Here is a 25,507-nt window from a genome sequence, read left to right on the forward strand (position 1 = left end):
GGGCGCCGCTCAGGCCGCCACGAGGTCGGCCCAGCGCGTGCAGCCGCCGGGATGGACGTCGAGGCCGTGCCGGTCGGCCAGCGCGTGCACGATGCCCTCGCCCCGGCCGTGTTCGTCCGGGTCGTCCCACGCGGCCGACCGCCCCGCCGGGCGGGCCGGCCCCGCGTCGGTGACCTCCACCCGCAGCACCCCGGGCCCGTCGCCGGGCCCCCACGCGAGCCGCAGCACCGCCGGGGGCAGCGCGTGCACGATCGCGTTGGTCAGCAGCTCCGACACCACCAGCAGCGCGTCCTCGGCGATCGCCGGGGCGACCTTCCAGCCTGCGAGGATCGCGGCCACCCGCCGGCGTACGGCCGAGACGGCCGCGGCGGAGGGCGGCAGCACGAAGACCTGCTCACGGGTCTCACGCGCCAGCGTATTGAGCTGTACCGCCATGTCGGTCTCCTGGGGGTGGAGCAGTGCGGGCCAGGCGCCCGGGCCCCGGCATGTGCCGGGCTTCATACGCACGCTAGGGAGGGGCGGCGGGCCGGTCAATGAACCTCGGTCGGCATTGCCGAACGGCACTGCGCGAACGGGGCCACCGTACGGCCTCGGCGCACGCGAAGCGAATCTCCCGCAACGGTAATAGGCTCGCCTCATGGCCGGTCCGGTCCAGTCGATCGAACGGGCGGCGGCGATTCTGCGTCTGCTCGCCGGTGGGCCCCGACGGCTCGGGCTGGGCGAGGTGGCCGCCTCGCTCGGGCTGGCGAAGGGAACCGCCCACGGCATCCTGCGCACCCTGCAGCACGTGGACTTCGTCGAGCAGGACGCGGCGACCGGCAAGTACCAGCTCGGGGCCGCCCTGCTGCACCTGGGCACCAGCTATCTCGACGTCAACGAACTGCGGTCGCGCTCCATCAACTGGGCCGACGCCCTCGCCGCCCGCAGCGGGGAGGCGGTGCGCCTGGGCACTCCGCTGGAGGGCAAGGTCCTCGTCGTCCACCACGTGTTCCGCCCCGACGACAGCCTCCAGACCCTGGACGTGGGCTCGCTGCTGCCGCTGCACGCCTCCTCCATGGGCAAGGTCCTGCTGGCCTTCGGCACGGCGCCGTTCGAGCAGGCACTGGAGTCCGGCCTGGAGACGTACACCCGGCACACCCTGGTCAGCCCCGACCAGCTGGGCCGGGCACTGGCCGAGGTGCGCGAGCACGGATGGGCCGCCGAGGTCCAGGAGATGAGCATGGGCGAGGCAGGCGTCTCCGTGCCGATCCGGGGACACGGCGGCCTCGTGGTCGGCGCCATCGGGCTGTCCGGGCCGGTCGAAAGGATCTGCGACAACCAGGGCCAGCCCCGGCCGAACCTGATCACCCTGATCCGGGAGGCGGCACGGGCCATATCCAGAGACCTGGGCGCGGCCCGCTGGTAGGTCCTCCCGCCCCCGACGCGACGCACCGGAAGGTGAACCCGATCATGGTTGAGCGGTATGTGATGTCCATCGATCAGGGCACCAATTCCACCCGCTGCATCCTGTTCGACCACCGGGGGCGGCTGGTGTCCGTGGCGCAGCGCGAGCACGAGCAGCACTTCCCGAAACCCGGCTGGGTGGAGCACGACGCCGTCGAGATCTGGCAGAACCTCCGGCGCGTCGTGCCCGAGGCGCTGTCCGGCGCCGGCGTCGACCCGGGCCAGATCGCCGCCATCGGCGTGGCCAACCAGCGGGAGACGACCGTGCTCTGGGACCGGCGCACCGGCGCCCCGCTGGACCGGGCGATCGTCTGGCAGGACACCCGCACCGAGCCGCTCGTCGAGGCCCTGGGACGCGACCCCGGCAAGGAGTTCTTCCTCGACCGCTGCGGCCTGCCGCCCTCCACCTACTTCTCGGCGCTGCGCCTGCGCTGGCTCTTCGACCACGTCAAGGGACTCGAGCAGCGCGCCAGGGACGGCGAGGTGCTGTTCGGCACGATCGAGACCTGGCTGATCTGGAACCTCACCGGGGGCGCCGACGGCGGACTGCACATCACCGACGCCACCAACGCCGGCCGCACCATGCTGATGAACATCCGCACCCTCACCTGGGACGAGGAACTGCTGGCGTTCTTCGGCGTGCCCCGGGCGATGCTGCCGGAGATCAGGTCGTCCGCCGTGCCCTACGCCGAGTCCCGCGCCCTGCTGCCCGGGGTGTGGATCACGGCCGCCCTCGGGGACCAGCAGGCCGCCCTGTTCGGCCAGACCTGCTTCTCCCCGGGCGAGGCCAAGTGCACCTACGGCACGGGCAGCTTTTTGCTCCTGAACACCGGTACCGAGCCCGTGCGGTCCCGGCACGGGCTCCTCACCACCGTCGCCTACCAGATCGGCGACCGGCCGCCGGTCTACGCCCTGGAGGGCTCGATCGCCGTCACCGGCTCACTGGTCCAGTGGTTCCGCGACCGGCTGCGGCTGATCAACAGTGCGCCGGAGATCGAGACGCTGGCGCGGACGGTGGAGGACAACGGGGGCTGCTACATCGTGCCCGCCTTCTCCGGGCTGTTCGCACCCCGCTGGCGCAGCGACGCGCGCGGGGTCATCGTCGGCCTCACCTCCTACATCACCAGCGGCCACCTGGCCCGGGCCGTCCTGGAGGCCACCGGCTGGCAGACCCGCGAGGTCGTCGACGCCATGAACGCCGACTCCTCGGTGCCGCTGCGGGAGCTGAAGGTGGACGGCGGCATGACCGCCAACAACCTGCTGATGCAGTTCGTCGCCGACGTCCTCGACGTCCCGGTGGTGCGGCCCATGGTCGCCGAGACCGTCTCCCTCGGCGCCGCCTACGCCGCCGGACTCGCCGCCGGGTACTGGCCCGACCTGGAGGTCCTGCGCCGCAACTGGCACCGGGCCGGCCAGTGGCTGCCCGACATGGATCCCGCGCTGCGCGACACGGAGTACGAGGACTGGCAGCGGGCCGTGGAACGCTCCCTGGGCTGGGTCAGACCACACCGCCCGTCCTGAGCGCGGGCCGCGCGGCGGCCCCGGCGGCCCGCGGCCCGGCCCGCCTCAGCGGCTCGCGCGCTGCGCCGTCACGATCGCGTCCATCGTCCGCTCCGCCCCCGCCAGCCGCTGCACCCGCTCCGCGAACCCCGGGAACTGGGAGGCGACCTTCGTCAGGAGGCGCAGTTCGAGCGGTGCCACGTTGACCTCCGCGACATCGCGCTCGATCGCCCGCACCACGCCCCTGACCACCTGCCCCGGCGCCACCGTGCGGACACCGCCTGGCGTGGGCGAGCCGGTGTCGGCGAACATCCCCAACTCCCGGACGAAGCCGGGCTGCACGATCGAGACACCGACGCCGGTGCCGTGCAGGTCCTGGCGCAGGGCCAGCGAGAAACCGCGCAGCCCGAACTTCGTGGCGTTGTACAGGGACGACGACCTGGTCGCGGCGACGCCCGACAGCGAGCCGACGAAGCAGATGTGGCCGCGGCCGCCGGCTACCATGGCGGGGGCGAGCAGCCGGGCGAGCATCGCGGGCGCGCGCAGGTTCACCGCGAGCGCCCGGTCGATCTGGTCCGGCGTGTAGTCGAGCAGGTCGCCGCTGGACGGCAGCGCCGCGTTGGCGAGCAGGATGTCCGTGCCGGCGGCTTCCCCGGCGAGTCGCGCCACGTCCTCGGCGTCGCCGAGATCGGCCAGGATCATGCGCGCGCCGTACCGCTCCGCCAGCGGTTCCAGCGCCTCGCGCCGCCGGCCGGTGAGAACGAGCCGCGCGCCGCGCGCGGACAGCTCCGCGGCGAGCGAGCCGCCGATCCCGCCCGTGACCCCGGTCAGCAGAACTGTTGCCCCAGCGATGCGCACGGCCATCCTCCAGTGTGTTGTTCGTTCGAACGAACAATAGGCAGCAGGGGAGGCCGTGTCCACTGGTGGAACAATGCGGGGCATGCCGAACGACGCCCCCGCAGCCTCCGCCCCGACGCGCCAGCGCATCATCACCGCCGTCCTGCGGATCATCGGAGAGGACGGGGTCGCGGCCGTGACCAACCGGCGGATCGCCAAGGAGGCGGGCGTCTCGCTCGGCTCGGTCACGTACCACTTCGAGACGCAGCACGACCTGCTGCGGGAGAGCCTGCTGCACTTCGTGCGGGAGGAGGCGCGGCACTTCACCGAACTGGCCGACCAGTGCCAGACGGACGGCCTCGACATCGCGGACGCGGCCTCCCTCGCCGGCCAGGTCGCCTGCGGCACGGCGCTCGACAGCGCCCATCTCGCGCCCTTCGAGCTGTACCTGCACGCCGGGCGGGACGAACGGCTCAGGGAGTCGGCCGCGGAGGCGTTCCGCGCCTACGACCGGCTCGCCACCCAGATCCTCACCGCGCTGGGCGTCCCGGACGCCGGACGTCTGGCGGCCACCACGGTCGCTCTGGTGATGGGCCTGCAACTGCGCCGCCTCGCCACCGGCGGACCCGCGGACGACCTCGCCGACGCCCTGCTCCTCCTCGTGCGCGGAGCCGTCGGGCCGTCGGCGGGACGCGGCTCCGAAATCTGACGTTGTAGCAGTCTCGTCGTTCCTGCGATGAGTTGAGGGGCTGCGCGGAACTCCAGCACGTCGTGCCGCGGCCATTGACGCCGCGCGTCCGTGTTGGTTGAGTGGCTCATCCACTGAGCCACTGGGAGGACGCGTGGAGGCACTGCCCCGGGAGACCATCGTCGACGTGCTGGAGGGCCGGCTGCGGGAGGACATCCTCACCGGGCGTCATCCGGCGGGCAGTTACCTGCCGCCGGAACGCACCCTCGCCGACGGCTACGGCGTCACCCGCACCACCCTCAAGCACGCCTTCGGACGCCTGACCCAGGCCGGACTGCTGGAGACCCGGCACGGCGTCGGCACCCGGGTGCGGGACTACCTGCGCCTCGGCGGCGCCGACCTGCTGCCGATGCTCGTCCGGCACAGCCCCGACTGGATCCGCGAGGTCTTCGAAGTGCGGCGCGGCGTCGGGGCGTTGATCGCCGAGCGGGCCGCCGCCCGGGCCGACCGCCGGCAGCGGGACGAACTGCGCGAACTGCTCGCCGCGGTGGGGGAGGCGGCGGACACCGACGCCGTACAGCTCGCCGACATCGAGGTCCACCGGGCCCTCGCCCGCGCCACCGGCAACCGCGTCTACGTCCTGCTGACCAACACGCTCTTCAACGCCTACCTGCCGGTCCGGTCCGCGCTCAGCGGTCCGTTCGCCGACCCGGAAGTGGCCCGCGAACGCCTGGCGCCGGTGGTCGAGGCGGTCGTGGCCGGTGACCGGGCCGGCGCCCGGAGCGCGGCCGAGCGGTATCTGACGGCGACCGAACGGATCATGCTGGAGGGCCTCGCATGAGCGACGGCACACAGGGCCGCCCCGGCGCTGCCGCGCGCGGCACCGCCTTCGCCGAGACGATGCTCGGCACGCTGCGGCTCGACGGCGAGGACCGCGCCCGCCGGATCCGCCTCGACCTGACGGTCCGCGCGGACCGCCGGCTGCGGCTCCTCGGCACGACCGAGGCCCGCGCCATCGGACGGGTGCGGGTGGCCGGCTGGGCCGACGACCCGTGCGCCGACGGTGAGTTGGAGATCTCGCCGGTGGCCCGCCGCCGCATCCACTACCGCCTCGCGTTCGGCGCCGGCGGCCGCCGGTTCACCCTCGACGGCTGGAAGTCGGTCACCGCGCTGCGGCCCCTGGCCTCGATGACCGTGCTGCCGTACACCCTCCTCGAGGACGGCGAGCGGATCGGCACCGGCACCCTCCGCTTCCCGCTCGGCACCCAACTGCTGCCGTTCCTCGCGAGTTTCCGCTTCCCCCGGTCCGAGGACCCGGCCGCCTTCCTCGCGCCCCGCTGGCGCGGCGAGCCCGGCCGTACCGAGGTCTGGTACACCACCCTCACGGATCCGGAGAGCGGCAGCGGCCTGTGGCTGCACCACGAACTGACCGCGCCCGCCGACGGATCCGAGCCGTACGCGCACGGCTGGGCCGCGGTGTTCCCCAAGGACGGCCCCGTGCGGCACGCCCGCTTCGGCCCCGCCGGGTGGACACCCGGAACCTCCGGCTTCCACGCCTGCGGCGTCACGGCCGCTCCCGGGCGCCTGACCGGCACGGCCGAGGACGGAGCCCTGAGCTGGGACCTCACCGAACGCGTCACGGACGAACCGCTGTTCACCTTCCCGCGCTGGTCCTGGCGCCGCTCCCGGCTGCCGGCCGCCCAGATGCTCCCCGCCGCCCGCGCCGCCTACGACGGCACCTTCACCCACGACGGCACGACACTGACGCTCACCGCGGCCCCCGGCGCCTCCGCCCGGATCTACGGTCACGGCAACGCCCGCCGCTGGGCCTGGCTGCACGCCGACCTCGGCGGCGGCGACGTCCTGGAGATCGTCGCCGCCGTCTCCACGCGCCCGGGCCTGCGCAGGCTCCCGCCGCTGGTCTTCCTGCAACTGCGCCGCTCCGGCCGCACCTGGCCCCGCCGCCCCGAACGGGCGGCCGTCGGCTGGGCCGGCGCGGGCCGGTTCCGGGCCGGCCTCGCCCTGCCCACCTGGACGGTCACCGGCCGCAGCGGCCTGCGCCGCATCCGGGTGGAGGTCACCCAGCCCCCGGAAGGCACCCTCGCCCTCGACTACACGGACCCCGACGGCCGGCACGCGACCTGCCGCAACAGCGAACGCGCCGACGCGCACGTGCTGCTGGAACGGTGGTGGTTCGGCGGCTGGCGCACCGAGGCCGAGTGGACCCTCGACGGCACGGCCCACGCGGAGGTGGGCACCCGATGAGCCTCACCGGGCTGGTGTCCGCCCTCGTCGCCGACGACGGCACCGCCGACTGGCCCCGGCGCGTCCCCGGCAGACTTCGCACGGTCCTCTCGGCGATGCCGCTGCCGGCCCGGGCCGGACTGCGGGCGGCGGCGAGCGCCGTCGACGCCTACGCCCTGGCGCGCACCGGACGCACCCTGGACACCCTCGGCGCGCCCGAGAGGCAGTCCGTCCTGGACGAACTGGGCGCACGGCCCGCCCTCCTGCCGCTCCTGGACGTCCTCAAGGTGCCCGTCCTGCTGGCGGCCGGAACCGAGCGGATGCTCCAGGACGGCCCCGCACCGCGCGGCCCCGCCCGCGAGGACCCGCCGCTCGACCTGACGCCCGCGGCCGACTGGCCCGCCCGCTCCCGCGCCGACGCCGTGGTCGTCGGCTCCGGCGCGGGCGGGGCGATGGCCGCCCGGACCCTGGCGCGGGCCGGCCTCGACGTCGTCGTCCTCGAAGAGGGCGAGCACCACTCCACCGGGTCCTTCGGCCGGAGCGCGCCCCTCGACCGGTTCACCCGGCTCTACCGGGACGGGGGAGCGACCGTCGCCGTGGGCCGCCCACCGCTGCTGCTCCCGGCGGGCCGGGCCGTCGGCGGCACCACGGTCGTCAACTCCGGTACGTGCTACCGGACTCCGGCCCACGTCCTCGCCCACTGGAGCCGGGACCTGGGGTTCACCCTCGCCGACGGCTTCGACCGGCACCTGGACGAGGCCGAGCGCACCCTGAGGGTGGCGGTCCAGCCCACCGGCGTCCTCGGGAACAACGGCAGGCTCACCCTCGCCGGCGCACGCCGACTGGGCTGGAGCGCCGCGCCGTTGCGCCGTAACGCGCCCGGCTGCCGGGGCTCCTGCCAGTGCGTGGTGGGCTGTCCGACCGGCGCCAAGCAGAGCGTGCAGCTCTCCGTGCTGCCCGACGCCTGCGCCGCCGGGGCCCGGATCGTCACCGGCGCCCGGGCCGAACGCGTCCTCGTCGACCCCGACCGCCCCGGCGGCCCGCGCGCGGCCGGAGTGCGCGTGCGCCGGGCGGACGGCGCGTTCGAGATCCTCGCGCCGCTGGTCGTGGTCGCCGCCGGCGCACTCCAGTCCCCGCCCCTGCTGCGCCGCTCGGGACTGGGCCGGCACCCCCGCCTCGGCCGCAACCTCAGCGTCCACCCGGCCACGAGCGTCGCGGGACGCTTCGCCGAACCGGTCACCGCGTGGGAGGGCGTGCTGCAGAGCGTCGGCGTGGAGGAGCACCACGCCGACGGCATCCTCGTCGAGGCCACCGCCACCCCGCCCGGCATGGGCTCCTTCGTCCTGCCCGGACTGGGCGGCGAACTGCGCCGCGAACTGGAGGGCGCCGACCGGGTCGCCACGCTCGGCGCGATGATCGCCGACCGGCCCTCCGGCCGGGTCCTCGGCCGGGACCGCACCCTGATCCGCTACGACCTGGACCCCCGCGACGCGGGCCGGCTGACGCGGGCCGTGCGGGCCATGGGGGAGCTGCTGTTCGCGGCGGGCGCCGAGGAGGTGCTCACCGGTATCCCCGGCACACCCCGCGTCCACCGGCTCGCCGAACTGGACGAGCTGCTCGCCCGGACGACGGCCCGGCAGCTCCACCTGTCGGCCTACCACCCCACCGGCACGGTGGCGGCGGGCTCGGATCCCCGGCTGTTCCCGGTGGACCCGCACGGCCGGCTCCGCGGAGTGCACGGGGTCCTGGTCGCCGACGCCTCGGTGCTGCCGAGCTGCCCGCAGGTGAACCCCCAGCTCAGCATCATGGCGGCGGCCCTTGCGATAGCCGAGGCGCACACGGGCGCCTGACGCGCGACTCGCGGGCGTGCGGTCGTTGCCCGGGGCACCGGTGATCGTCAGCATGGTCGGGTGGTTCTCGTTCCCGGCTGGGTGTGGCAATGGGGCCCGGTGCGCAGGGCGCTGGGCGCCGGACTGGCCGCGGGCGTCTTCTTCGGGCTTTTCGTCCTCGTCGAGTCCGGGGCCTGGGCGGCCGCCGTGGTCGTGCTCCTGGTGCTCACCCCGCTGCACGGCGTACGCGTGGCCCGGCGGATGAGCGCGGTCTGGCCCGCGGGGGCGGATCTGGACCCGGCGGACCGCGCGGCGGTGGTGCGGGCCACCCGGAGCGGCGGGACCGTACCGGACCCCCGGCTCGCGCCCGACGTCCTCCGTTACGCCGAGGCGCTGCGCTTGACCGCGGAGCGCGACCGGATCCGCCAGTGGGTGATGGTGCTGGTGGCCGTGGTGTCGCTGGTCCTCGCCGGGTACGACACCGTGGCCGGGACGGCGCGGCAGGCCCTGGTGTCGTGGCTGGTGGTCGTCCTGGTGGCGCTGGACCTGGTCTGGTGGCCGAAGCGCAGGGACCGCCTGATGGCCCGGGTGGAGCGCGCCGAGGCGGCGGCCCGCGCGCCGGAGCGACGGGACGCGCCGGGCGGGTGACGGATCCCGCCCGACGCGTCCCGGCCCGGTCAGGCCGCCGCCGAGGGGCGGATGTTCTGGTTGAGGCGGAACACATTGGTCGGGTCGTAGGCGTCCTTCACCCGCACCAGCCGCTCGTGCACCGCACCCGGGTACGAGGCCCGCACCCGGTCCTCGGCGGCGTCCCCGGTGAAGTTCACGTACATCGAGCCGTCGCCGTGCCGGGCGATGTCCTCACGGGTCGCGCGGGCCCAGGCGACATGCGCGTCGAAGTCCGCCGCGCCGGGCGACCGCGCGATCACGTTGCACAGCACGCCCGGCGTGCGCCGGCTGAACGCCGTGGCCTCGGCCGGGACCCGCGCGAAGGCGCCGCCGAGCTGGTGCAGATGCACCTCGCTGAACGGCGTGGGCGTCGTGAGATGGTGCCGCAGCACCGCGTCGAGGGCGTCGTCGGACGGCTCGATGAACGCCGAGGTGAAGTAGTTGTGGGCGCCGGACGTCCACATCGGGTCGAGCAGCGACTGCATCGCCGTGTACGGCAGCGGGCCCATGAGGTCGGCGATGGGCGTCCCCAGGGTGCGCAGCGGGCCGACGGCCGCCTCGCCGGCCGCCGGGTCGCCCGCGTAGCAGCCGGCCAGCGCCACGACGCGGGTGCCGTGCACCTCCGGGGGCAGGAACGGCACCGGGGGCGCCGTCGTCAGGACGGCCATGGTGGTCAGCTCGTCGGGCATGCCCCGGGTCAGGTCGCGCCAGCCGGTGACCACCTGGCGCGCCTGGTCGAGGGGGTAGAAGATCAGCCCGCCCAGGACCTGGGGCCCGACCGGGTGCAGCCGGTACTCGAGCGAGGTGACGACGCCGAAGTTGCCGCCGCCCCCGCGCAGCGCCCAGAACAGCTCGGAGTTCTGCCCGGCGTCCGCGCGGACCACGCGGCCGTCGGCGGTGACGACCTCGGCCGCCGTCAGGTTGTCGGAGGCCAGCCCGTGGCGGCGCACCAGCCAGCCCACCCCGCCGCCCAGCGTGAACCCGGAGACGCCGGTGGAGGAGACCAGCCCGCCGGTCACGGCGAGTCCGAAGGCCTGCGTCTCGTGGTCGAGGTCGCCCCAGGTCATGCCCGCCTGGGCGACGACCCGCCGGCGCACCGGATCGACGACGGCCCCCTTCATCGGCGACAGGTCGATCACGATGCCGCCGTCGCAGGTGGAGAACCCGGCGATGCTGTGCGCGCCGCCGCGCACGGCGACGAGCAGATCCTGGCTGCGGGCGAACTCGACGGCGCGGATCACGTCGGCGGTGCCGGCGCAGCGCACGACGAGCGCCGGCCGCTTGTCGTGGGCGGCGTTCCAGACCGCCCGCGCCTCGTCGTAGTCGGCGTCGCCGGGGCGGACGACGGTGCCGCGCAGGCCCGCCTGGAGTTCGGCGATGGTGGCGTCCCCCAGGACGCCCTGTGCCGTGTCGATCGACATGGTCGGCTCCTCGGTCACGAGTGCTTGTGCTGACATCCGTGACCGTAGGCGGCGCCGCTTAGCAACCACTCAGCAGCCGCTTTGCCCCTGCGGGGGCGGCGCCGGCACGCCTGCCGCCCCGCCACCGCGCCGGTCCCCGAGGCGGGCGAAGTGGGCCGCGGCGCGGGCGGCCGACGCGGCGGCGGCGTCCAGCTCGCCCGCCTCCGCCGCCAGCCGCGCCAGCATCAGCTCGACCCATCCGGCGGCGGGCACCGACCCGGGGACCCGCTCCAGCCGCCGGGCGCGGGTCAGCAGCGTACGGGCCCGTGCCGGGTCGCCCGCGGCCCGGGCCACCAGCCCGAGGTGGAGCAGGGTGTTGACGGTGCCGGGCAGGTCGTCGGTCTCCTCGAACCCGGCCAGCGCGCGGGCCAGGGTGGCCCGTGCGCTCTCGGTGTCACCGGCGGCCAGGTGCAGCAGGCCCAGACAGCCGAGGCCGATGCCCTCCTCCCGGCGGTCGCCGAGCCGGCGCCTGATCGCCAGGGCGGTCTCCAGGTGCTTGCGCGCCGTGTCGTGGTCGCCGCCACGGTGGATGTTGCCCAGTGTGTTCAGCGCCAGCGACTCCCCGTGCGGGTCGGCGAGCGTCCGGAAGCACTCGGCGCCGCGCTCGGCCGCCTCCGCGGCGGCATCCCTGTCGCCCGCGAGACGGGCGGCCCAGGCGAGGGTGGTGAGCACATGGCCCCGGGCCCGGGCCGGCCCCACCGTGCGGCCGCCCAGCACCGTCTCCTCGAAGAACACCGACACCGGGCCGGCACCGTCGCTCTCCACCGTGTAACCCGGCGTCAGCACCGGGAGGAACGGGCCGGTCCGGGCCTCGACGCCGTCCAGCAGCCGCAGACTCTCCGCGCAGGACCGGCCGGCCGCCTCGCCCTCGCCCCGGCAGACCGCCCACACGGCGTCGAGGTGGGCGACGGCGGCGAGGACGGCCGGCTCGTCCGCGTCCAGCGCGAGCGAGCGCGCCCGGTCGAGCGCGCCGCGGGCCCGCTCCCAGGCGCCGCGCATCCACAGCAGGATGGCCTGCTGGTGGCAGGCGTACGCCAGGGCCGCCCGGTCCGGCCGCCGCTCCTGGATACCGACGATCTCGGCGGCGATGTCCTCCAGCGGGGCGCCGTCACCCAGCCGGATCGCCAGCACGGCCCGGCCCATCAGGGCCTTCGCCCGCTGAGGGGTGGGCTCCGGGGCGGCGGCCAGCGCGTCGTCCAGCCAGCGCCGGCCCTCCGCGAGCCGTCCGCGCTCGGGCCAGAACGAACGCAGCGCCACCGCCAGGCGCAGCCCGCTCTCCGGCCGGTGGCGCAGGAACGAGCGCAGGGCGGCCCGGAGATTGCCGTAGTCCGCCTCCAGCTCCAGCGAGGTCGCACCGGCCACCCCGGTGGCCGGCTCGCGGTCCCGCGCCTCGGCGAGCCGCAGGTAGAACCGCCGGTGCCGGTCCTCGACGCCTGCCGATTCCCCGCTGTCGCGCAGGAGTCCGGCGGCGTACTGCCGGATCGTCTCCAGCAGCCGGTACCGGGCCTCGTGCGGCCCCGGTTCCACGGACACCAGGGACTTGTCGGCCAGCCGGCCGAGCAGGTCCAGCACCGAGCCGGCCGGCACGCCGTCCGCGCAGACGTCCTCGGCCGCCGCGAGCGAGAACCCGCCCGCGAAGACCGCGAGCCTGCGGAACAGGCACTGCTCCTCGTCGTCGAGCAGCCGGTGGCTCCACTCCAGGGTGGCCAGCAGCGTCTCCTGCCGGGTCACGCCGTGCCGGCTGCCCCGGCTGAGCAGGGCGAGCGCGTCGTCGAGCCGCTCGGCGATCTGGTCCGGGGCGAGCAAGTGCACCCGGGCGGCCGCCAGTTCCAGGGCCAGGGGCATGCCGTCGAGCCGGAAGCAGATCTGCGCGACGGCGGCCGCGTTCCGCGCGGTCAGCCGGAAGCCCGGCGCCGCGTCGGCGGCCCGGTCCACGAACAGCCGTACGGAGGCGAAGCGCGCCAGTTCCTCGACGGGCGGCAGCCGCCGCGGATCCGGCAGTTGGAGCGAGGGCACCCGGAAGGTGCGCTCGCCGTAAGTGCGCAGCGGCTCCCGGCTGGTGGCGAGCACGGCGACCCCCGGGCAGCGGGCGGTGATCTGCGAGACCAGGGCGGCGCACGCGTCGACCAGGTGCTCGCAGTTGTCCAGCACGAGCAGCGTCCGCCGGCCGCCGAGCTGTTCCACCAGTGCTTCCCGGGCTCCGCCGGACGGCGGGAGCTGGAGCCCGAGCACAGCGGCGACGGCCTCGGGGACCAGGTCCGGCTCGGTCAGCGCGGAGAGGTCCACGAACCAGGCCCCGTCGCGGAATCCGTCGCCGCCGCGGTCCGCCACGGCGAGCGCCAGCCGGGTCTTGCCGCAGCCGCCGGCCCCGGTGAGGGTGAGCAGCCCGCTGCGCCCGAGCAGCCGCCGCGCCTCGGCGATCTCCCGTTCCCGGCCGACGAGTTCGGTGGCCGGCGTCGGCAGCCGCGCCCGCCGGCCGTCCCCGGTCCGTTCGTCCTGCTCCACCGAGCCCGCCAGCAGAGCGCGGTACAGGCGGCGGGTCTGCGGGTCGGGATCGGCCCCGGTGTCCCGGCCGAGCGTGTCGCGCAGACGCTCGTACGCCGCCAGGGCCTCCCCGCGCCGCCCGGACTCGGCGAGGGTCCGCATCAGGGCCCGCTGCCCCGGCTCGTCGAGGGGGTCCCGGGCGACCAGGGCCCGCAGCACGTCCACCGCCTCGGCGGTGCGGTGATCGCGCTCCAGCGCCTCGGCCAGCCGCAGCCGGACGGCCGTGAGCCGGGTCTCCAGCGCCCCGGCCGCCTCGGCGGCCCAGGTCTCGTAGCGGTCCTCGGGCAGCAGTCCGGCGTCGGCCAGGGCGAGCGCGGCGCGGCAGTCCGCCGCCGTCCCGCCGGACGCGGCCCGCCGGATCGCCTCGTCGAGCCGGTCCAGGTCGACGCGCACGCCGCCGTCCGGCCCGAGCAGCACCATGTCGTCGCGCAGCACGACGAACTCGTCCCGCGCCCCGGCGGAGGCCAGCGCCCGCCGCACGGCGTGCAGCACCTGGTGCAGGTTGTTCGACGCCGCCGGCACGCCGAGGTCCGGCCACAGGAGGTCGTAGAGCCGCTCCCGGTGCAGCCGGTGGCCCGGGGCCAGGCAGAGCAGCTTCAGCAGGGTCCGGGCCTTGCGCAGCCGCCACGCCCCGGTGGCGACCGGGCGGTCCTCGACCGCGACGGCGAAACCGCCGAGGAGCCGGATACGCACCTCATCGGCCATGACTGTCCTCACGAGCAGGCTACCGCCCGGTGGGCGGCCGCACCCCCGCACGAGCCCACGTTTGCGGGCTCCCTGAGGGGCAAGCCGCATCCCATGAGTGAACCGACCAAGGGCACCAGTCAGCAGACGCAGGACAAGAAGCGCACGGCCGCCTCGGCGGCCCGGCGCACCGCCGCCAAGGCGACCGCGCCGGCCTCCGGCGCGGCGAAGAAGGCCGAGGAGGCCGCCGGTGACGGAGCGTCAGCGGCGAAGGAGGCGACCGGGCGAGCCGCCGACGGCGTGGCCGGCACGGTGAGCGCGGCGGCCAAGGGCGTCGAGGCGGGGCGGCGGGCCGCCGTCGCGGCCTCGGGCCGGGTCGCCTCGGTGGCCACGACCGCGTGGACGGTCCTCGCCCACCGCAAGATCGTGGCCGCGGGCGTGAGCGCCGGCGTGACCGCGGTCGGCGTCGCGTCCTACGCCGTGGGCCGCCGTTCCGGCCGCCGCACCCAGGGGCCGATCACCCGCCTCACCGGCGGCCGGATCTGAGGTCCGGCGGCCCGCGGTGCGGCGGGACCGTCCGGCGCCGGCGGCCACCTGACCGCCGCCTTGGGCCGTGTCCGCGAAGTCGCGCCTGCGTCGCGACGCCCGGCACGCATTCTCGCCGCACCGGCCGAAAGCCCGAGTACACCCGGTACGAGGGCCGGCCGGCACTAGCCGCTTTCGGCCGGGGGAACACCGGAGCACGCACCGGACGCCGCGACGCCCGCCCTACGGGCGGCCGGCGCGACTTCGCCGACACGACCTGGGCGGGCGCTCCCGCAGCGCGCCGTACCCGATGAAGTACGCCGGGAGGCGGCCGAGCCGCGATCCGGTGACCAGCGCCGCGAGGCGCCGGGCGCGCGCCGCGCTGCCGAGCGGCGGCCGCCCCGCCAGCACCGGGGCGACGAACCGGGCGTGGGCCGCCCGCTGCAGCGCCTGCGTGGCCACCGTGGTGGGGCGGCGCCGGCGCTGCACCCTGCGGACGTCGCGCAGTCCCACGGTCCCGCGCCGCAACGGCGCGGCCAGATACCGTGCGGCGGCCACGGCGTCCTCGACGGCGAGGTTGATGCCGATGCCGAAGACCGGGGACATCGCGTGCGCGGCGTCGCCGATGCACAGCAGTCCCGGCCGGTGCCAGCGACGCAGCCGGTCCAGGCGCACGTCGAGCAGCCTGACCTCGTCCCATGAGCCGAGTTCCCCGGTGCGGTCCGCGATCCAGGGGACGGCGGCGGAGAAGTCGGACCGGAACCGGTCCAGGCCGGCCGCCCGGCGCGGGCCGTCGGTGCCCTTGCGGATGAGCGTCGCGCACTGCCAGTAGTCACCACGGTCGATCATCGCGGTGAGGAATCGCTTCCCCGCGCCGCCGACCAGTCCGCTGGGATCGCCCTCGCGGCGCGGCAGCCGGAACCACCAGGCGTCCATCGGGCAGTCGAAGCGGCGCAGGCCCAGTTCCGGCAGGTCGCGCGCCAGAGAGCCGCGGCCGTCGCAGGCGACGGTGAGCACGGCGCGCAGTTCGCCGGTGCGGCCGTCGGACGTGCGGTAGCGCACCCCGGTCACCCGGCCGCCCTCGGTCAGCAGGGCGGTCGCCGCGGTGTTCATCCGCAGGTGGAACGAGGCCTCGCGCCGGGCCTCCGCCGCCAGCAGGTCGAGCAGGTCCCACTGGGGGACCATCGCCACGTAGTTGTACGGGCCGCGCAGCACCGACAGGTCGGCGATCGTGACCGGTGAACGCCCGTCGCCCAGCGACAGCTGGACGGTCCGCACCCTGCGCTGCGGCAGCCGGGCGAAACGCCCGGCGAGCCCCAGGTCGTCCAGCAGCGCCAGGGTCGAGGGGTGCACGGTGTCGCCGCGGAAGTCACGGAGGAAGTCGCCGTGCTTCTCCAGCACCGTCACCTCGACGCCCGCCCGCGCCAGCAGCAGGGCGAGCACCATTCCGGCGGGACCGCCTCCCACCACGCAGCACGTTGTCCGCTCCATCGTGCCCCCGCCTCTCCGGAGAACAGGAATTCATCGTCTGATGAATACTGTACTCCCCGGCGGTCGGCGAGGGCACGGGAGAAGAGGCGGCGCGTACGCCCTACCGCCTCCGGCGCCGCCCCGGCGAGCGGCCGGCGGAGCCGACCTCCTCGGACGGGCCGTCCACCTGGACCCGGTCCCCGACCGAGTCGAGTATGTGTTCGCCGTACAGGTCCTGCAGCCAGTTGGTCTGGTAGATGGTGTCGAGGTAGCGCTCCCCGAGGTCGGGCGCGATGGCCACGGCGGTGAGGCCGTCGGAGCCGTGCTCGGCCAGCCAGTCGGTCGCCCCGCTGACCACCGTCCCGGTGGAGCCGCCGAACAGGAAGCCGCGCCTGGCCATGCGGTGGCAGGTGCGGATGGTGTCGGCCTCCTCCACCCGGATCACCTCGTCCACGTAGGACTCGTCCAGCAGCGGCGGACGCATGCTCATGCCCAGGCCGGGGATCATCCGGCGGCCCGGCTCCCCGCCGAAGGCCACCGAGCCCACGCTGTCCACCGCGACGATCCGCACCGGGCGGTGCCACTGCCGGAAGAAGCGCGCGCAGCCCATCAGGGTCCCGGTGGTGCCCGCACCGACGAACAGCACGTCCAGACGCGGGAAGTGACCGGCGATCTCCGGCCCGGTGGTCCGGTAGTGGGCCCGCCAGTTGCCCGCGTTGGTGTACTGGCTGAGCCACACGTACCGGTCGTCCGACTCGCACAGCGACTGGACGTACTCGAGCCGTGTGCCGAGGAAACCGCCGTTGGCGTCCAGGTCGGCCACCACGTGGACCTGGCTGCCCAGGGCCTCCATCAGCAGCCTGGTCGACAGGTTGCAGCGGGCGTCCGTGACACACAGGAACCGGTAACCCTTGCTCGCGGCGATCATGCTGAGCGCCACGCCCAGGTTGCCCGACGAGGACTCCACGAGGATGGAGTCCGGCTTGAGGACCCCGTCCCGTTCGGCGCTCTCCACCATCTCGTTCGCGGCTTTCAGCTTGATGGAGCCGGCGAAGTTGAAGCCCTCGCATTTCAGGTAGAGGGAGCACCCGAAGATCGACTCCAGGTCGACGAAGAGGTCGCCTTCGTTGAAGGCGCTGGGGGAGGAAATGACGGGCACGGCGGGCCTCCTGGTCCCGGCTGAGGAGGGCCTCAGCCGTACCGGCGCAGGTCGTGGAAGAAGTCGTCGACGAGGCGGAGGTTCCCCGCCCGGGCCACTTCGTCGTAGACGTACTTTCCGACGGCGAGATCGAGCACGCCGAGACCGAACGGCGAGAAGATCACCGGCTGGTCGGGCGGCGGCGCGGCCCGGCCGAGCATCACGTCGTACAGGGTGCCGTTCAGGAAGTCCCGGCTGCCGGTGCGCTGTTCGACCAGGTGGGGGGAGGTGTCGGCCTTCAGGCAGTGCTCGACGTCGTCGACGAAGTTGGCCGCCCCGAGCAGGATCTCGGGGGCGAGGTCGCGCAGCGACACGTGCAGCACCACCGGGTTGTGCTCGAACCAGGCCGGCGACGTGACGTGCGGCCGGCCGGCGACGGTGGCGAAGACCACGAGGTCGCTGGAGCGCACCAGCGCCTCGGCGCTGTCGTGGACCGTGACCCGCGCCGCGGTGCCGGTACCGCGCAGATAGCCGCTGAAGCCGGCCGCGCTGTCCGCGGACACGTCGTGCACGCCGATCGAGTCGAACGCCCAGCCGCTGCCCGCCAGGAAGGTGTGGATGTACCGGGCGATCAGGCCGGTGCCGAAGAAGCCCACGCGGGTGGGGCGGGCCCGGGTGCGGCTGAGCCAGTCGGCCGCCAGCGCGGCGGACGCCGCGGTCCGGGTGGCGCTGATGATGGAGCTCTCCATGCAGGCGAACGGGTAGCCCGTGTCGTGGTCGTTGAGGATGAGCACCGCGGAGGCCCGGGGCAGCCCGGAACCGACGTTATCGGGGAAGCTGGAGATCCACTTCACGCCGTCCACGTGCACCGAGCCGCCGATGGAGGCCGGCAGCGCGATGATCCGGGAGGTGGGCCGGTCCGGGAAGCGCAGGAAGTACGACGGCGGGTTCACCGAGTCCCCGGCGCCGTGCAGCCGGTAGGTCGCCTCGACCAGCTCCACGATCTGTTTCTCGCGTCCGCCGAGCGCCTGCTGCACCTGTTCGCCGGAGATCACCGCGAACGTCGGCACGGTGGCCGGGACGGGCGTGGCCGGCTGGGTCCCGGCCGGCAGAAGATGCGTCATCGCTCGCTCGCCTCCGGGGTCGGGCTGCCGTCGGCCAGGCGCTGCGGCTCGGCCATGCCGACCACCACCCGCCGCTCGCCGGTGAAGGGCTCCCTGCTGTGCGCGGTGCGGATGTTGTCCACCAGCAGCAGGTCACCGTCCTGCCAGGGCTCGCGCCTGGTGTGCTTCTCGTACGTCTCGTTGAGCAACCGCACGACGTCCTCGCCGATCGGGGCGCCGTCGCCGTAGCGGGTGTTGAACGGCAGGCCGTCGGCGCCGTACTCGTCCACCAGGTACTCGCGCACCTCCGGGGCGAGCGTCCACTCGTTGAGGAACGCGATCTGGTTGAACCAGCAGCGCCTGCCGGTCAGCGGGTGCCGCACCACGGCGCTGCGCCGCTGCTCGGTGCGCAGCGAACCGTCCGGCTGCCAGTGGAAGTCGATGGCGTGCGACCGGCAGTAGCGCTCGATCTCGCCGCGGTCCTCGGTGCCGAACGACTCCGCCAGCGAGGCCCCGATCTCGTCGTTGTAGCTGCGGGTCAGCAGCCAGCCCTCGCGCTCGAACCGGTCGGTCAGACCGGCGGGGAGCGCCCCGAGCACCTCCTCGGCGTCCGCCACCGCGGTCGCGCCGCCCTCGCCGGGCGCGGTCAGGCACGCGAACAGCATCAGGCCGGGCACCTCCAGCGTGTAACTCAGCTCGTGGTGCATGCACATCGGCTGGTTGGCCGGCCAGTCCGTCGAGGAGTACAGCCCCGGGCCGAGGGGCTCGCGGGGGGCGAAGGCCTCCCGTTCCGTCATGAGGACGCCGGCCAGCTTCGCGAAGACCGCTCCGGCCCGGTCCGCGTCCCGCAGCCCCAGGCCGCGGACGAGGAGCGCTCCGTGCTCGGTGACCTGCGCGCGCAGCGACTCACGGTGCTCGGCCGCCCAGCTCGCCGCGTCACCGGGGGAGTCGACGCGCAGGAGTGCGGGACTGCCCGGCCGGGGCTCCACGTCGAGCGGGGCGGCCAGAGGTGAGGAGGACATCTCGGATTCCTTTCGTTGCCCGGCTGCGGGCTCGGCGAGGTTCAGGAAGAGGCCAGCGGCGCCACGGCGGTCAGTACCGCCCGCGCCGCCTCGTCCGGCCGCGTGCGCGGGAAGTAGTGGCCCCCGTCGCGGAGTTCGTGCAGCTCCACCCGGTCGGCCAGCAGCAGCCAGTCCCGGTGGCGGTCGGTGTGCCCGGCGGTGTGCGGGTCGTCGGCGGCGACCACCACCGTGACCGGAGCGGCCAGCCGCTTTGCCGGCGGGCTCTGCAGCGCGTCGCGGAAGTAGCGGTGCGCGGACACGCAGTCGTGCCGGTAGGCGGCGCCGATGTGCCCGGCGTGCCGGTCGTTCAGCTCCGCGAGTTCGGTGTAGCCGCTGTCCGAGGTCAGCCGGGCGGCGATCTCGGCGTCGCTCCGGCCGGCCAGCTCCTCGGCGGCGGCCCGCCGTTCGTCCGCGGTGCCGAGCAGCTGCGCGCCGAGGAACACCCGGGTCACCTCCACCCCGCGCTCCTCCAGCCGCCTCGCCGCCTCCAGTGCCGGCGCGGCCCCCGACGAGTGGCCCCAGATCATGACCCGGGTCAGGCCGCGCCCGGCGATCTCGTCCGCGACCCGCTCCGCCACCCGCGTGATCGTCGCGAACGGCTCGGGGCGGTCGGACAGGTCGTGGCCGGGCAGGTCGACCGCGAGAACCGGCAGGCCACTGCCCGCCAGCACACTCGCCATCGGCTGGTAGTTGACGGCGTTGCCGCCCGCGTAGGGGAAGCAGACCAGGGCGCACTCCGCGGCGCCGGCCGGTGTCGACAGCGGCTGGAGCAGTTCGGTGCGCCGCCGGTCCGCGCCGTCGAGCAGGGCCGCCAGGTCGGCGAGGACCGGGTGCCGGGTGATGTCCTTCAGGGACACCGCGCGGTCGAGGGCGATGGTGAGGCGGACCGCCGTCAGGGAGGTGCCGCCGGAGTCGAAGAAGTGGTCCGTCCGGCCGATCCGGTGCTCGGGCACACCGAGCAATTCGGCCCAGGCGGCCGCCAGTTTCCGCTCGGTCGGGGTGAGCGGGCCGCCGTCCCGCTGCTCGGCGCCGTCGCCGGGAACGGGTGCCGGGGTCTGCTCGGCCAGCGCGGTGAGCGCCTTGCGGTCGGTCTTGCCGTTGGCGGTCAGCGGCAGTTCCGGCTGCCAGTGGAAGGCCGAGGGCACCATGTAGCCGGGCAGCACACCGCCCAGCGACTCCCGCAGCGTCTCCACCGGCTGTCGCTCACCCGTGTAGAAGGCGATCAGGTGCTTGCCGCCGCCGCCCTGTTCGGCGACGACCACCGCCGCGTCGCGCACCCCGGCCACGCGCAGCAGCGTGTTCTCGATCTCGCCGATCTCGATCCGGAAGCCGCGGATCTTGACCTGGTTGTCCCGGCGGCCCAGGAACTCCAGCTTGCCGTCCGGGTGCCAGCGCCCCCAGTCGCCGCCCAGGTAGAGCCGTTCACCCGGCGCGTACGGGTCCTCGCGGTACGCCTCCCGGGTCCGCTCCGGGTCGTTGACGTACCCCCGGCCCACACAGACGCCGGAGAACGCGATCAGGCCCGGGGCGCCCATCGGGACCAGCGCCAGCCGCTCGTCCACGACGAGGACGCGGACGTTGTTCACCGCGCGGCCCAGCAGCACCCGCCCGGGCACCCGGTCCATGACGTCGTGGTTGGTGTCGTCCGAGGTCTCCGTCAGGCCGTAGGCGTTGACCAGGGCGACCCCCGGCCGGCACGCGAACCACCGCTGGACCAGCTCCCGTTTCAGCGCCTCACCGGTCACCGACACACAGCGCAGATCGGGAAGGGCGCGGGGGTGCCGCTCCAGGTACGCGACCACGACCTCCAGGTACGAGGGCACGACCTGCGCCACGTCGACCCGGCCCCCGGCCAGCGTGTCGACGAACCGCTCCACGTCCACGATCACGTCCTGCGGCACCAGCAGCGTCCGCCCGCCCACCAGCAGCGCGGACACCAGTTGCCACAGCGAGATGTCGAAGCACTGCGGAGCGGTCTGCGCCACCACCGAGCCCTCGCCGATCCCCAGGTCGTCGATCTTGGCGAAGAGGTGGTTGAGCATCCCCGCGTGCTCGCACATCGCCCCCTTCGGCTCGCCGGTGGAGCCGGAGGTGAAGTAGATGTAGGCCAGCTGTCCGGCGTCCACCCGCACCCCGGGGTCGTCGTCGGCGTGCGGCTCCGCGTACGCCTCCCCGACCAGCAGCCGCGTGGTGTCCGGGAGCGTGGCCAGCGCCTCGTCGAGGGTGCCGGTGCTGCCGGCCTCGGTCAGCACCAGCCGGCAGCCGGCCCGGGAAAGGGTCGCCGCGATCCGGCCGGCGGGGAAGTGCGGCTCGATCGGCAGGTACACACCGCCCGCCTTGAACACCGCCAGGGTCGCGGCCAGCCAGTCGAGGTCGCGTTCGGTGACCACGGCGACCACGTCCTCGCGGCCGACCCCGCGGGCCAGCAGGGCCCGGGCCAGCCGGTTGGCGCGCGCGTTGAGCTCGCCGTACGTCCACTCGCGGTCGCCGTGCACCGCCGCGACGGCCCCCGGGTGCTCCCTGGCCCGCCGCTCGAACAGCTCGTGCGCCCGGGCGTCCGGCAGCGGCCGCCGCGGCCCGGCGAACCCCTCGAGCTGCTCGCGCACCTCGTCGTCGCCCAGCAGGCTCTGTCCCGCGTGCCCGGCGTCCACGTCGGCCGCCATCAGCCGCAGCGCCGTCAGGTGGTAGCCGCCGATCCGGTCCGCGCAGGCGGCGTCCAGCACGTCCGTGCGGTACCGCAGCCGCAGTACCGGCCGCCCGTCCCGCTCGCACCAGCGCACCTGGAGCACGCCTTCGTCGGCGAAGCCGTCCCCGGCGTCCGGCGGCCCGAGGACGACCTCGTACGGGGGCTCGGTCAGGCCCAGTTCCCGTCGCAGCCCGGCCACCGGGAACTCCCGGTGCTCCCGCACCTCCGCCTCGGCCCGCCGGGCGGCGGACACCAGGTCCCGCCAGGAGCCCTCGGACACGGTGAGACGGCAGGGCAGCGGCTCTCCGCGCATTCCGACGGCGTACCCCGTCACCACGTCACGCTCGCCGGAGAGGGCGGCCAGCACCTTGGCGTGCGCCGCCAGCAGCAGCGCGCCGGCCGGCGCCCCGCACCGCTCGGCGAGGCCGCGCACCGCCCCGGCCACGTCGTCCGGCACGGCGGCCTCGTGCTCCGCCGTTCCCGGCACCGGCTCCCGGGCCCACCGCGGCACCGCGGTGGAACCGCCGGCGGTCAGCACACGGCTCCAGAACTCCCGGTCCGCATCCACGCGCGCTCCCATCGAATGGCCTTCCTCAACTCACCGTCACCGAAGTGGCGCCGGCCGGGCACGAGGGCGCCGCCGGGTCGCCGTCGCCGGGCCGGCCGGCGGCCTCGGGCATGTCCACGGCGGGGTTGCCGCCCCACCGTGCGTGCGGCGGGACCTCCTCGCCCTTCATCAGGAAGGAGTCGGCGGCCAGCACCGCGCCGTCGCCCAAGGTCACGCCGTAGTGCACATGGGAGCCGACGCCCAGCGTGCAGCCGTCGCCGAGGGTGGTGCCCTCGGACTTGAACGTGCCGTCCTCCTGCGAGTGGCACTGGATCTTGCTGCCGGCGTTCAGGGTGCAGTCGTCGCCGATGACGGTGAGGGTCCGCTCCGTCAGGTAGCAGCCGTCGTCGAACACCCTGCGGCCGATGCGCACGCCCATCAGGCGCCAGGCGAGGCTCTTGTACGGGGTGCCGTTGAAGATGTTGAGGTGGCGGTCCGGGACCTTCCACAGGCGCTCGTGCCGCCAGAAGAGGGGGTCGTAGATGGAGCACAACCGGGGCCGCAGCCGGCGGAACCTCATGATCAGGCGTTCCACCAGTACGTGGTAGAGCGTGGTGAACAGGAGCGTCACCGCCAGATAGAGGGCGATCACCACCTGCCCGGCGACGCCGTACAGGTCCACCGAGGCGAGGGCGAACAGGGTGAGCCCGAAGGTGTGCACCCATCGCGCGAACAGCATCACGGCCATCGAGCGCAGGTTGTAGCGGTTCTTCGCGGCGAGCCTGCGGCGCAGTGTCTCGCCGGTCCTGAGGTCGTCGAACCGCGCGTCCCGTTCCACCGTCCGGGGGATCTCGAAGCACGGCGAGCCGAGCAGTCCGACGCCTTCCCTGACCTCGCCGTCGAGGGGCACCATCACCTTCGTCGCCAGCAGGCAGTTCTCGCCCGTGCGGCCTCCGGCGGGATACGCGATGTTGTTGCCCAGGAAGTTGTGCGCCCCGATCGACGCCCGGGAGATCCGGAACGACGTGCTCGAGTACTCCGCGTTCAGGACGGAGAGGCCGTCGGCCACCATCGTGCCGCTGCCGACGCTCACCAGGAACGGGGTCTCGTGCTGCACCTCGGTGCCGAAGTTCGACCCCGTCTGCTCCACGTGCGACAGGTCGTACCCGAGTCCTCGCAGGTAGTGCACGATGTAGGAACTGTCGCCGAACAGCCAGGCGAAGAACCGGACGTTCGTCATCCGCGCCGTCGCCCGGTGCACCGCGTAGTGGAACCCGTAGAGCGGGTACACCCGGTCGGGCCTGACGGCCAGTCTCAGCAGCCGCGGCACGGTGTACAGCACCAGCAGTCCGCCCACCACGAAGCCCACGAACAGCACGAGGGACAGCAGCAGCGCGTCCGGGATCAGCTCGGCCCGCGACACGGCGGCCGACTGCGGGTCCAGCCGTTTGCCGAGCGCCGGGACCTCGGTGAACAGGATGTAGATCCCGCCGACGGTCAGGGGGATGTACAGCAGGAAGAGCTGGACCAGCGTCATGCACGCGAACCAGGCCCGGCGCACGGTCCCGCACGCGGCCGGCTCCACGCGTAGGTAGTCGGTCCCGCCGGGCTCCGCGGGGGAGCCGTGCCACCGCTCGCCCGCCGGGACCGCCTGGCCGCGGTGCAGGGCCGAGGAGTGGCCGATCTGCGCGTCGTCACCCAGCGAGGTGTCGATGTCCAGGACCGTCTTCTCGCCCACGAACGCACCCCGGCCCAGGGTGATACGGCCGGTCTGGATGCGCCCGGCGTGGGCCCGGTAGCCGAGGAGGAAGGCGTCCTTGCGGATCACCGCCCCGGCGCCGATCGTCACCAGGTCGGTGCAGACCGGCACGGAGTGGGAGAGGATCGTGACGCCCTTGCCGATCCGGGCGCCCAGGGCCCGCAGGTACAGCACGTACAGCGGGTTCCCGACGAAGAGGATCATCGGGTTGGCGTGCAGCAGCGCCTTCAGGAGCCAGAAGCGGAGGTAACGGGGGCCCCACAGCGGGAACTCGCCCGGTTTCCAGCGGCCCACGAGCGCCCACTTCGCGGCGATGGGGAACGCGCACAGCGCGATGAACCCGGCGCCTCCGAAGAGCACCGAGCGCAGGTAGACGTCGACCGCTCCCGAGCCGGCCGCGATCCACCGGTACCCGCGGTCCGCGACGAAACCGGCGACCAGGGAGTACACCAGGAAAATCAGCAACTGGAAGAAACCGCAGAGGAAATGACTACGGCTGCTCGCACGCGGTACCCGGTCCGGCGTGGTGGCCGGCGCAGGTGCCGAGGCGGCGGCAGCGCCTTGCGGGACGGTCCCGGGGGCGGTCTCCGTCAGGGCGGCCGCCAGGCTCCGGATCGTGGGGTACCGGTAGATGTCCTTCATGGACGGGGAAGGCAGGTCGGTTCTCTTCCTGACGCGGGCGCAGAACTGGGCCATCACCAGGGAGTTGGCGCCGAGGTCGGTGAAGAAGTGCCCGTCCACCGGTACGTTCGCGACGCCCACGACGTCGGCCAGCGCGACGGCGAGTTCTCTCTCGGTGTCCGCTCCTGCCGGGCCCGCGTCGTCCCGACTGGTGACCGTGCCTTCGCCCGGTCCCGCTATCCGGACCTCGGAGGACTGCTCCACCATTCGATCTCCTGCAGGGCTTCAGGGACGGCCGACGGCGGGGCACGGCCGGCCCGCGGTCCGAGTGGACCGGGACGCGGCCCGACCGGGCCGTCGGAGGTTCATGGCGTGTCATTACTGATCACGAACCGCCAGATTCAGTTTCGGTCGATCACCGTGAGGCTGCCACTTCGCGGCCTTGGCGAGGCTTGCGACGGATGACCTGAATACCGGGATTTCCCTGCCCTCCGGCGCTCAGGGGGCGCGCGGCGGATCACCCGACCGGCGGTCCCCGGTGCGCCCGCGAGCCGGTTCACGCCCCCGCCCGGCCGGCCCGCCCATGCTCGTGTGAGCCCTGTACGCGCCCCCGCCGGGGCGAGCAGACTCCGCCGTGCCGGCAGGCGGGACACCGGAACACCGGGGCGCCGCCACGCCGGCTGCCCAGTCGTCCCAGGA

Annotated in this window: 18 protein-coding genes; 8 read left to right on the plus strand and 10 right to left on the minus strand. The window is 74.3% G+C overall.

Annotated features, from left to right (window positions below; all coding sequences use genetic code 11):
* Positions 1-9: 9 nt before the first annotated feature.
* Entirely contained in the window at positions 10-435 is a 426-nt protein-coding gene (locus tag ACZ7JA_RS31415) for an ATP-binding protein (RefSeq protein WP_351666397.1), read from the minus strand.
* A gap of 202 nt (positions 436-637) precedes the next feature.
* Here ACZ7JA_RS31415 and ACZ7JA_RS31420 point away from each other — a divergent pair, with 202 nt between their 5' ends.
* Positions 638-1,405, plus strand: coding sequence for an IclR family transcriptional regulator (locus ACZ7JA_RS31420; protein WP_351666398.1), 768 nt, complete (start codon positions 638-640; stop codon positions 1,403-1,405).
* Between the two features lie 44 nt (positions 1,406-1,449).
* On the plus strand, positions 1,450-2,964 hold the full coding sequence (gene glpK, locus ACZ7JA_RS31425) for a glycerol kinase GlpK (protein ID WP_470811744.1): 1,515 nt from the start codon (positions 1,450-1,452) through the stop codon (positions 2,962-2,964).
* Positions 2,965-3,009: 45 nt separating this feature from the next.
* Here glpK and ACZ7JA_RS31430 read toward each other — a convergent pair whose 3' ends face one another.
* A complete protein-coding gene (locus tag ACZ7JA_RS31430; RefSeq protein WP_351666400.1) occupies positions 3,010-3,801 on the minus strand; it encodes an SDR family NAD(P)-dependent oxidoreductase in 792 nt (263 codons plus the stop codon).
* An 82-nt stretch (positions 3,802-3,883) separates the two neighbouring features.
* On the opposite strand from ACZ7JA_RS31430, the gene ACZ7JA_RS31435 reads away from it, so the two are divergent.
* The 5 genes from ACZ7JA_RS31435 (at position 3,884) to ACZ7JA_RS31455 (ending at position 9,189) form a co-directional block, all read left to right on the plus strand.
* Positions 3,884-4,489, plus strand: coding sequence for a TetR/AcrR family transcriptional regulator (locus tag ACZ7JA_RS31435; protein WP_470811746.1), 606 nt, complete (start codon positions 3,884-3,886; stop codon positions 4,487-4,489).
* Between the two features lie 133 nt (positions 4,490-4,622).
* Complete coding sequence (locus ACZ7JA_RS31440) at positions 4,623-5,309, plus strand: FadR/GntR family transcriptional regulator (RefSeq protein ID WP_450749489.1); 687 nt, start codon at positions 4,623-4,625, stop codon at positions 5,307-5,309.
* Positions 5,306-6,733, plus strand: a complete 1,428-nt coding sequence (locus ACZ7JA_RS31445) for a hypothetical protein (protein WP_470811748.1) — start codon at positions 5,306-5,308, stop codon at positions 6,731-6,733. The genes ACZ7JA_RS31440 and ACZ7JA_RS31445 overlap by 4 nt, the downstream gene beginning before the upstream one ends.
* On the plus strand, positions 6,730-8,562 hold the full coding sequence (locus ACZ7JA_RS31450) for a GMC family oxidoreductase (protein WP_470811750.1): 1,833 nt from the start codon (positions 6,730-6,732) through the stop codon (positions 8,560-8,562). Before ACZ7JA_RS31445 ends, ACZ7JA_RS31450 begins: the two co-directional genes overlap by 4 nt.
* A 60-nt stretch (positions 8,563-8,622) precedes the next feature.
* Entirely contained in the window at positions 8,623-9,189 is a 567-nt protein-coding gene (locus ACZ7JA_RS31455) for a hypothetical protein (protein ID WP_470811752.1), read from the plus strand.
* Positions 9,190-9,218: 29 nt separating this feature from the next.
* On the opposite strand, the gene ACZ7JA_RS31460 is transcribed toward ACZ7JA_RS31455, so the two are convergent.
* Positions 9,219-10,631 carry an FAD-binding oxidoreductase gene (locus ACZ7JA_RS31460; protein ID WP_450749495.1) on the minus strand — a complete coding sequence of 471 codons (1,413 nt, stop codon included), beginning with the start codon at positions 10,629-10,631 and terminating at the stop codon, positions 9,219-9,221.
* Between the two features lie 69 nt (positions 10,632-10,700).
* Positions 10,701-13,919, minus strand: coding sequence for a tetratricopeptide repeat protein (locus tag ACZ7JA_RS31465; RefSeq protein WP_470811754.1), 3,219 nt, complete (start codon positions 13,917-13,919; stop codon positions 10,701-10,703).
* 93 nt (positions 13,920-14,012) lie between these two features.
* On the opposite strand from ACZ7JA_RS31465, the gene ACZ7JA_RS31470 reads away from it, so the two are divergent.
* Positions 14,013-14,444, plus strand: coding sequence for a hypothetical protein (locus ACZ7JA_RS31470; RefSeq protein WP_389298201.1), 432 nt, complete (start codon positions 14,013-14,015; stop codon positions 14,442-14,444).
* Positions 14,445-14,666: 222 nt separating this feature from the next.
* Here the strand turns inward: ACZ7JA_RS31470 and ACZ7JA_RS31475 are convergent, their stop codons facing one another.
* The 6 genes from ACZ7JA_RS31475 to ACZ7JA_RS31500 form a co-directional block, all read right to left on the minus strand.
* Entirely contained in the window at positions 14,667-15,914 is a 1,248-nt protein-coding gene (locus ACZ7JA_RS31475) for an FAD-dependent oxidoreductase (RefSeq protein ID WP_470811756.1), read from the minus strand.
* A 100-nt stretch (positions 15,915-16,014) separates the two neighbouring features.
* Entirely contained in the window at positions 16,015-17,052 is a 1,038-nt protein-coding gene (sbnA, locus tag ACZ7JA_RS31480) for a 2,3-diaminopropionate biosynthesis protein SbnA (RefSeq protein WP_351666410.1), read from the minus strand.
* Positions 17,053-17,084: 32 nt separating this feature from the next.
* Positions 17,085-18,155 carry a 2,3-diaminopropionate biosynthesis protein SbnB gene (gene sbnB / locus ACZ7JA_RS31485; RefSeq protein ID WP_389298206.1) on the minus strand — a complete coding sequence of 357 codons (1,071 nt, stop codon included), beginning with the start codon at positions 18,153-18,155 and terminating at the stop codon, positions 17,085-17,087.
* Positions 18,152-19,156: a TauD/TfdA family dioxygenase gene (locus tag ACZ7JA_RS31490; RefSeq protein WP_389450439.1), complete on the minus strand. Its 1,005-nt coding sequence runs from the start codon at positions 19,154-19,156 to the stop codon at positions 18,152-18,154. Before ACZ7JA_RS31490 ends, sbnB begins: the two co-directional genes overlap by 4 nt.
* Before the next feature lie 41 nt (positions 19,157-19,197).
* A complete protein-coding gene (locus ACZ7JA_RS31495; protein WP_470811759.1) occupies positions 19,198-22,461 on the minus strand; it encodes a non-ribosomal peptide synthetase in 3,264 nt (1,087 codons plus the stop codon).
* Between the two features lie 13 nt (positions 22,462-22,474).
* On the minus strand, positions 22,475-25,075 hold the full coding sequence (locus tag ACZ7JA_RS31500) for a Pls/PosA family non-ribosomal peptide synthetase (RefSeq protein ID WP_470811761.1): 2,601 nt from the start codon (positions 25,073-25,075) through the stop codon (positions 22,475-22,477).
* Positions 25,076-25,507 lie beyond the last annotated feature (432 nt).

It is taken from the genome of Streptomyces sp. NPDC038135, assembly GCF_055601245.1.